The sequence below is a fragment of the Microcystis sp. LE19-8.1F genome (assembly GCF_027531715.1).
Lineage (GTDB): Bacteria > Cyanobacteriota > Cyanobacteriia > Cyanobacteriales > Microcystaceae > Microcystis > Microcystis wesenbergii_A.
The window spans coordinates 1-6,564 of sequence record NZ_JAPZSO010000231.1 but is presented as its reverse complement, the minus strand read 5'-3'; the positions used below and the strand labels follow the sequence as shown (position 1 = coordinate 6,564).

Here is a 6,564-nt window from a genome sequence, read left to right as displayed (position 1 = left end):
CCCCTCAAGAAACACGGTCGTCGTGCTAAGAGTCTTTTTCGCTTAGGTTTTGACCATCTTCGTCATCTGATTCTTAACCCTTCTTTGCCTAATCATCGGGATTTTCTTCATTCCCTACAATTTTTGTCCTGTACTTAGATCTCTGGATTTAATCTTAAGACAGCGACTTTCAATCGGGGGGATAAGTTTTCATCCAGTAAAAACTTGATTTTCATACCTTGATAGAATCTTGCCTTTGCTGTTTAATTTTTCTCATCTTTTCTCGTTGAGGTGAAGGATTTTTCAAGGATTCTTGATAGCGAGTCTCTCGCCAATTCTGGAGGCGCAATAAATAGGCATCAATTTTTTGCTGATTCTGGAGATAATAAGTAATAGTAGCGTAGATTTTCTCTAGACTTAGATCGGGATAGATAGCATTTATTTCTTCTGGAGTATAGCCTTCCAAGAAATAAAAGAGTACGTTGTCAATTCCGAGGCGATGACCTTTGATTCTAATATCATTTTCGGAGATAAATAAGAAATAATCTTCTAGTTGCATAATTAATTTTTCCCTTAATTTTATTTCATTTTTACTGCTCATTTATTAACATTTTATCATAATTGTATCAGTTATCTTAATGGTGAAGTAAGTACCTAAGCAAAATTAATTATACATATCTAACCCGCTCTTGCCTTTTGCCTCTTGCCTTTTGCCTCTTGCCTATCTTTACTAGGAAATTAATTTTGCACGACTACTTAGGAAGTCTCTGGTTTTAGACAACGAGGATTATTGTTTTGCCCAAACTACTTAAGCTGCCAAATCTTTCCAGAATAGTTATAGTGTCCAATCTTCTAATTCTAACCCTTCAATTTTACTGAAATGCTTTTGATTATGGGTAATTAATACTAAATTATTCGCTATAGCTACTCCTGCAATTAAGAGATCGATGTCGTCAAGAGGAGTCCCTTTTTTCCTTAAGTCGGCACAAATTTTAGCTGATGTTGTCATTCTTCGGTTAAAAGTAAAATTTGATTCAGTCGAGAAAATTCCAAAAACTTGTCAAGTTGTTTCTGGGCATCTCGATGTTTTAAACCGCTCAAGATTTCATAATGAGTAATCAAGCTAAAACTTAATTGTCTGTATTCTTGGAGATATAAATTACAAGAATGAACGACCTGGGGATGATTGCGGAAAAACAAAGAAAGAATATCAGTATCAAGTAAACAAGGTTTCAAATCTCGAATCTCCGCGATAAAGAATTTTGACGACGCTGTTCTACTTCCTCACAAAAATTTATAAAATCTTCTTCAGGAATATCTTCCCAAATCCCCGCAAACTTGATAATTTCCTTACCTTCAGACGGAAGCTGAGATAGTTTTTCTTCAGGGAATATATCCGAAGAAATTAGATGAGTTTCTAGAACCGCTTTGAGTCGATTTAAAATATTTTCTAGAGAGCTATCTTGGTGATTAATTAGTTCTAATTCGGGAAATTTTACCGAATATCCATCGGGATTTTTGGAGATAATAATACTGATTTCATTAACCATTTTATCTCTCCTATTTAACTCTAAATTTTTCAGGATTTTTACTTTCCTATTATAGCAAAATAAGCCTTTAAAATCAGGGAAATATTTTTAGTTCATCAGGCTTTGGCTGAACAATCTTAGCCGTCACCGTCCCCACCACATACTGCTCCCTAAGAACAGCGATCGCCTCTCCAACTCCACAATACTCCAACGGGTATTGGTTAGGTGGTCGCCCGTTCCCTACTCCCACTTCATCACATAGAGTTCGTCCAGTTTGCACTCAAAAAACTGGGCTAGTTTGCCGGTGCTGATACTGTCGAGCCTTTTGAGCCTACCCCTGATCAGACTTCTGATAGTGGATTGGGCTACACCTGTCCGCTCCGACAGTTCGGCGATGCTTAAGCCTTTTTCAGCCATTAACGCCTCTAGGTTGCTGTAGAAGTACAGTTCCTTCTCCTTATCGATCCATTCTTCCGCTTCGCTGGTTTCCCAAATCATACTGATTCCTGCTTCCAATCCTCTGAAAGCTCCCTTCGCTCGGCTTCTTCTCTAATCAGTTGCTCAATTGCTTCAGAACGAGTCACGCGGCGATCAAAGGCAAGCCTGTCCAGGATGTGGCTGGCAGATTCAGTCAGCATAAACTGCTTCTGCTTCTTGGTTTCACCATATTTTTCTCGTTCCGCTCTTTTGTCTATGACCGCAGGAAACCCCATATCTGTTTACCTCAATAACTTTTAACCAGTATAGCACTTCAGACATTTATCCTTTTAGATATTGACATATTGATATATTGAGGTAATGATGTAAGTAGTAAGCAGACTACGGGGAGAGAAACGTTACCTAGCCAAGATGATGAAACAGCAACACTATCGAATGACCTTAGAGGAGGCGATCGCCCTTCACCAGTGCGGTCTGATTTCTTCAACAGCCCTACTCTACTGTTACTTGAGGATTCGCCTAGCTCCTGGCTGGAAAATAACTCTACACCAAAGAGAGATTAGCCAACAGCTTGGAATCAGCAAAGCAGCTTTTTACAAAGGGATTCAGAGACTCAAAGACAAGAAACTAATCGACTGGGAAGCCCCTAACGGTGTCGTGGTAATTCTTGGACAAAATGGAGACTCATTGGACAAATCGGAGACTGTTGGACAAAATAGAGACTCATTGGACAAATCGGAGACTTTGTTGGACAAAATGGAGACTTCGTTGGACAAAATGGAGACTTTGACCCCATCAAAAACCTTACCAGTCAAAGCTTCCGTCGTTCCTCCAGATTCTTATCAGATTTTTATTAAATCTCTCTCAGATACGGCGAGAGAGAAATTTTTCAATTTTGTCAGGGAGAAGGTGAAAGACTTCAACCCACCCATCCACGACATCGAAGCATGGCTGGCCGGCAAGAACGGCGCGGGTAAAGAACGTTCCCGCGTGTATTACGAGATGTTTCAATCTGAATTACAAGAAAGGGATTGGGAGAACCATTCCAAACGAGAGGAGTGGATTGCTGAAATACGGCAAGGAAAAGGTCGTTTTGTAGCCCAAGGGGGACCACCAGAAGAGTGGGAGACAAGAAAAGCTTTTGCGGACTGGGCGATTACCAACAATTTAGTTTGGGGGAACAAATCTTGAAAAAACTCCCCAGGGAGCCGATGCGCCCCGAAAAGGAACCAGGAGCGGAGGTAGAAATCTGGCAGCCCGACTGGAATTGCTTCTGCTGTCATGACAGTGGGATTGTCCACCACTATCTCGCTGCCCTTGTCATCGATGGTTTTGACTCCAACCTGGATAAACTGCCCCGCTGCCATAACCCCGGCTGCTATGCCGGCGGTCACTTTGACGGGGAAGTTTTGGCTCCTAGTGTGGATTATCGGCTGACTGCTGACATCTGCCAAGAACTCGATGCTATTGAGCGGGAGAATTGGCGGGATTACGTTCAAAAGAAACGGCTTACTCTGAAAGTTGACCTATCAACCATCGGCAAAAGTTTGAGACAGTGCCAGCGCACATCGACCGAGGAAAGGTCAGCGCGGCAGAAACATCAGGCTGTTTTGGGGAAATTGAACGGTCTTTGCTGATTTCGGCGGTCGCTATCCTTGATCTTTAAACAGCCCTAAATGAAACTGGCATTAACCTGATAGGAGATCAAATCTCCCTCGACAAAGAAGCTGAGGCCGTAGCGACCCGGTGTTAAATTGAGAGACAGTCGGTCGCCGTATTCAACCGAACCGACGACGGTGGCGACACCCTTACTATCGAATCGGACTAACTCGGTGATCACGTTGGGGTCGGTGGCGAGTTCCAAACGAAGGTTACGCGAAGTCCTGAATCTTAGTCTGTCCACACTATCCCAAACGCCGCAGCGATTAGTTTCCCCTAAATGACCGTCAACCTCGAAGCTTTTGCCGGTTCTCGCGGTTCCCAGATCGATCGCTCCGCCCCATTCCCGACTCAGATCGCGACGGGAATAAATCTCGCCGTCCATTCCAGTAATGATGTCTCTGTTCATAGTTTACCTCCGGGAATTTTTCTATCTCTACAGATCAAAAACTAGCGATTCCGTCGTCGCCATTCCCAGGGTGGCATCGGGTTTCCCCCGAAAATTCCCTTGCGGTTCGATCGAGTTTCTTTAAAAGCCCTTTCGATTTCCTTCCAGCTGGGACAGTCAGCCTTGAATCGATCGTAAGCCCAAACCATACCGTCCTTTACCTGCTGCAGTTGAACTAGCTGACCGTTGGCGTACACCTCGGCTACGGTACGCCCGAAGCGATCTGTATCGATAGCATTGATAGTGACTTGGTTATTTGCCCGGTTAAGAAGCGATCGCAAGTGGTCACGACTAACGATGCCGTTTTCCTGTTTGATTTCTGGGGCATCGACACAGGCGAATCTGATTCTCTGCTGTTTTCCGTCACAATCGACCCTAATCGTGTCCCCGTCGTGTACCGAACCCCTGACCACCGTGCAAGTGCGGGCATTGGCCAAGGTTGAGGCGGGAAGGTTCTGACAGGACACCAACAGTAAGGCGATCGCTAAAAGGAAAAAACGCTTCATGGTTTTTGGGTGCGTGACGGTGGCAAGGAAAACCAAATCGTCGGGATTGGTAATCGCCGTCTATTTTACGGTGGTGAGGATGTCAACGGCAAAATTTCCGTAAAGAGGTTGATTCCCATTGATTAATATGTCAAGTTCCCTGCCGTAAAGAATCCATAAGTATCTGGGTAAAATTATTTACCCATAGCGATCCTTGTCTAGCAAGGCTTTCAGCCCTCTGTGGCTGGTAATTAATTTTGCCTGACTACTTAGATACTTGAGGCAATGATGATTACAGAATTAAATATCCGGTTAGAAGCCACCGAAAAAACAACGGAAGAGATAAGGCTACGGAAGGAAGCTATCGACTGGCAATCGGCCGAGTTTAACCAGTGGATGACCGGAATCAAAACAAGGCTAAATGCGATCGCTGGTAAGATCGAAAAATAGCGAAGATTTAAAAGGGAATCCAATCAACTCGGTCAATCCATTCTTCTGCTTCGGATGCTTCCCAAATCAGATATAATTCTTCTGCCCAGATTTCTAAATTAGCACTGGGGCGCAACCATAGTAAACCCCAAATACGTCCACCCTTATCCCAATGGTTCTTCAGGTGTCCAGGCATACTGCGACGATTATTGGTAACTAACAACCGTTGAAATGACGCAACATAATCTAGGATTTCTGGGTCTAAAGTTCCCAGTGGTGGTGCATCGGGTTCACCTACTCGCAAAATATCGAGATTAGGATTCAATCGCAACAGAGATATTTTGAGGTCTGGGGATAAGTTTTCATCTAACAAAAACCGGATTTTCATGCGAGGTTTAGTTCTTGCTGTTTCCGTTTTAGTTTTAGTTGTCTTAGGCGTTGAATCAGGGGGGATGGCTCGGTATTTAACCACTGCTGGTATTGTTCTTCCTGCCAGTCACGGAGGCGCTGAAGATAAGCATCTATCAGGGTCTTATTTTGATAGTAATAGGTGAGAGTAGCGTAAATTTTCTCTAGGTTTAAGCTGGGTAACTCTTGGAGAATCTGCTGGGAAGTATAACCTTTTAAATGGTAGTTGATGACATCCTCAATCCCAATGCGATGTCCTTTAATGCGGATGTCATCTGGCTCAAAAACTTCAAAGTATTCTTCTAGTTGCATGGTTTTCTTGGAGCAAACTTTTTCTTTTAATTGTAGCACCGCTACCAGTTATCAGTGAACAGTTATCAGTCCGGCTCTTTGATAACTGTTCACTGATAAGTAGTCGTGCAAAATTAATTTCCTAGTAAAGATAGGCACTCATGCAAGAGGCAAAAGGCAAGAGGGGGTTAGATATGTGTAATTAATTTTGCTTAGGTACTTAACTGAAAAGGTGTTTCTACTTCCAGGGATGAAGTGCAAGAAAGGCTGCCTTGCCGGTGACATAGCTCCCCGTCCTCAAAAAATAGCCTCATCTGTTGCCAATGCTAAAACTTCCCGATGAGTAAGGACTCTCTATTTTTCCCCCCTCTAATATCAGCTAAACTTATCAATAGCATAAGTAACAATATCGTCAAACTTCTTTACAAACCGTTACAAACTGTTTAAGATAGAGACATCATAAATCAATCGTACCTCGATAACTTAATAGGAATCATAAACCAATGACCACCACTCTACAACAGCGCGAGAGCGCTTCCCTGTGGGAGCAGTTCTGTCAGTGGATCACCAGCACCAACAACCGTCTTTATGTCGGCTGGTTCGGTGTGATCATGATCCCCACCCTGCTCACCGCCACCACCTGCTTCATCATCGCCTTTATCGCCGCTCCTCCTGTAGATATCGACGGTATCCGCGAGCCTGTAGCCGGTTCTCTACTCTACGGAAACAACATCATCTCTGGTGCAGTTGTTCCCTCTTCCAACGCGATTGGACTCCACTTCTACCCCATCTGGGAAGCTGCTTCCTTAGATGAGTGGTTATACAACGGTGGTCCCTACCAGTTAGTCATTTTCCACTTCTTACTAGGTGTCTTCTGCTACCTCGGTCGTCAGTGGGA

General features: G+C 43.6%; 14 protein-coding genes and 1 pseudogene. 5 read left to right on the top strand and 10 right to left on the bottom strand.

Going from position 1 to position 6,564, the window contains the following annotated elements:
* Nucleotides 1–138, top strand: a pseudogene (locus O9334_RS21060) (IS4 family transposase); the annotation flags it as partial.
* Between the two features lie 73 nt (nucleotides 139–211).
* Here the strand turns inward: O9334_RS21060 and O9334_RS21055 are convergent.
* From O9334_RS21055 to O9334_RS21030, 6 genes are all read right to left on the bottom strand, one after another.
* Nucleotides 212–538, bottom strand: coding sequence for a DUF433 domain-containing protein (locus O9334_RS21055; RefSeq protein WP_002773891.1), 327 nt, complete (start codon nucleotides 536–538; stop codon nucleotides 212–214).
* 276 nt (nucleotides 539–814) lie between these two features.
* On the bottom strand, nucleotides 815–988 hold the full coding sequence (locus O9334_RS21050; protein ID WP_288002316.1) for a PIN domain-containing protein: 174 nt from the start codon (nucleotides 986–988) through the stop codon (nucleotides 815–817).
* Nucleotides 985–1,215: a PIN domain-containing protein gene (locus tag O9334_RS21045; protein WP_288002314.1), complete on the bottom strand. Its 231-nt coding sequence runs from the start codon at nucleotides 1,213–1,215 to the stop codon at nucleotides 985–987. Before O9334_RS21045 ends, O9334_RS21050 begins: the two co-directional genes overlap by 4 nt.
* The gene (locus O9334_RS21040) at nucleotides 1,212–1,529 is read right to left on the bottom strand and encodes a hypothetical protein (RefSeq protein WP_288002311.1); all 318 of its coding nucleotides are present in this window, start codon (nucleotides 1,527–1,529) and stop codon (nucleotides 1,212–1,214) included. The genes O9334_RS21045 and O9334_RS21040 overlap by 4 nt, the downstream gene beginning before the upstream one ends.
* A gap of 219 nt (nucleotides 1,530–1,748) precedes the next feature.
* On the bottom strand, nucleotides 1,749–2,006 hold the full coding sequence (locus O9334_RS21035; RefSeq protein ID WP_288002309.1) for a helix-turn-helix domain-containing protein: 258 nt from the start codon (nucleotides 2,004–2,006) through the stop codon (nucleotides 1,749–1,751).
* Nucleotides 2,003–2,221 (bottom strand): ribbon-helix-helix protein, CopG family, encoded by a 219-nt coding sequence (locus tag O9334_RS21030; protein WP_125732220.1) that lies wholly within the window; start codon nucleotides 2,219–2,221, stop codon nucleotides 2,003–2,005. The genes O9334_RS21035 and O9334_RS21030 overlap by 4 nt, the downstream gene beginning before the upstream one ends.
* Nucleotides 2,222–2,360: 139 nt before the next feature.
* On the opposite strand from O9334_RS21030, the gene O9334_RS21025 reads away from it, so the two are divergent.
* Together O9334_RS21025 and O9334_RS21020 are read left to right on the top strand one after the other, a co-directional pair.
* Entirely contained in the window at nucleotides 2,361–3,137 is a 777-nt protein-coding gene (locus O9334_RS21025) for a hypothetical protein (RefSeq protein WP_288002307.1), read from the top strand.
* A gap of 20 nt (nucleotides 3,138–3,157) precedes the next feature.
* Complete coding sequence (locus O9334_RS21020) at nucleotides 3,158–3,583, top strand: hypothetical protein (protein WP_288002305.1); 426 nt, start codon at nucleotides 3,158–3,160, stop codon at nucleotides 3,581–3,583.
* 35 nt (nucleotides 3,584–3,618) lie between these two features.
* Here the strand turns inward: O9334_RS21020 and O9334_RS21015 are convergent, their stop codons facing one another.
* Both O9334_RS21015 and O9334_RS21010 read right to left on the bottom strand, forming a co-directional pair.
* Entirely contained in the window at nucleotides 3,619–4,014 is a 396-nt protein-coding gene (locus O9334_RS21015) for a hypothetical protein (RefSeq protein WP_288002302.1), read from the bottom strand.
* A 41-nt stretch (nucleotides 4,015–4,055) separates the two neighbouring features.
* A complete protein-coding gene (locus O9334_RS21010; RefSeq protein WP_110580520.1) occupies nucleotides 4,056–4,559 on the bottom strand; it encodes a thermonuclease family protein in 504 nt (167 codons plus the stop codon).
* A 267-nt stretch (nucleotides 4,560–4,826) separates the two neighbouring features.
* Here O9334_RS21010 and O9334_RS21005 point away from each other — a divergent pair, with 267 nt between their 5' ends.
* Nucleotides 4,827–4,988, top strand: a complete 162-nt coding sequence (locus tag O9334_RS21005) for a hypothetical protein (RefSeq protein ID WP_196219406.1) — start codon at nucleotides 4,827–4,829, stop codon at nucleotides 4,986–4,988.
* Nucleotides 4,989–4,995: 7 nt separating this feature from the next.
* On the opposite strand, the gene O9334_RS21000 is transcribed toward O9334_RS21005, so the two are convergent.
* Both O9334_RS21000 and O9334_RS20995 read right to left on the bottom strand, forming a co-directional pair.
* Nucleotides 4,996–5,355 carry a DUF5615 family PIN-like protein gene (locus O9334_RS21000; RefSeq protein ID WP_110580521.1) on the bottom strand — a complete coding sequence of 120 codons (360 nt, stop codon included), beginning with the start codon at nucleotides 5,353–5,355 and terminating at the stop codon, nucleotides 4,996–4,998.
* Nucleotides 5,352–5,687 carry a DUF433 domain-containing protein gene (locus O9334_RS20995; protein WP_110580522.1) on the bottom strand — a complete coding sequence of 112 codons (336 nt, stop codon included), beginning with the start codon at nucleotides 5,685–5,687 and terminating at the stop codon, nucleotides 5,352–5,354. The genes O9334_RS21000 and O9334_RS20995 overlap by 4 nt, the downstream gene beginning before the upstream one ends.
* 482 nt (nucleotides 5,688–6,169) lie before the next feature.
* Between O9334_RS20995 and O9334_RS20990 the strand changes: the two genes are divergently transcribed.
* Nucleotides 6,170–6,564 (top strand): photosynthetic reaction center family protein (locus O9334_RS20990; protein WP_502846550.1); only part of this gene is annotated, 395 nt, incomplete at its 3' end.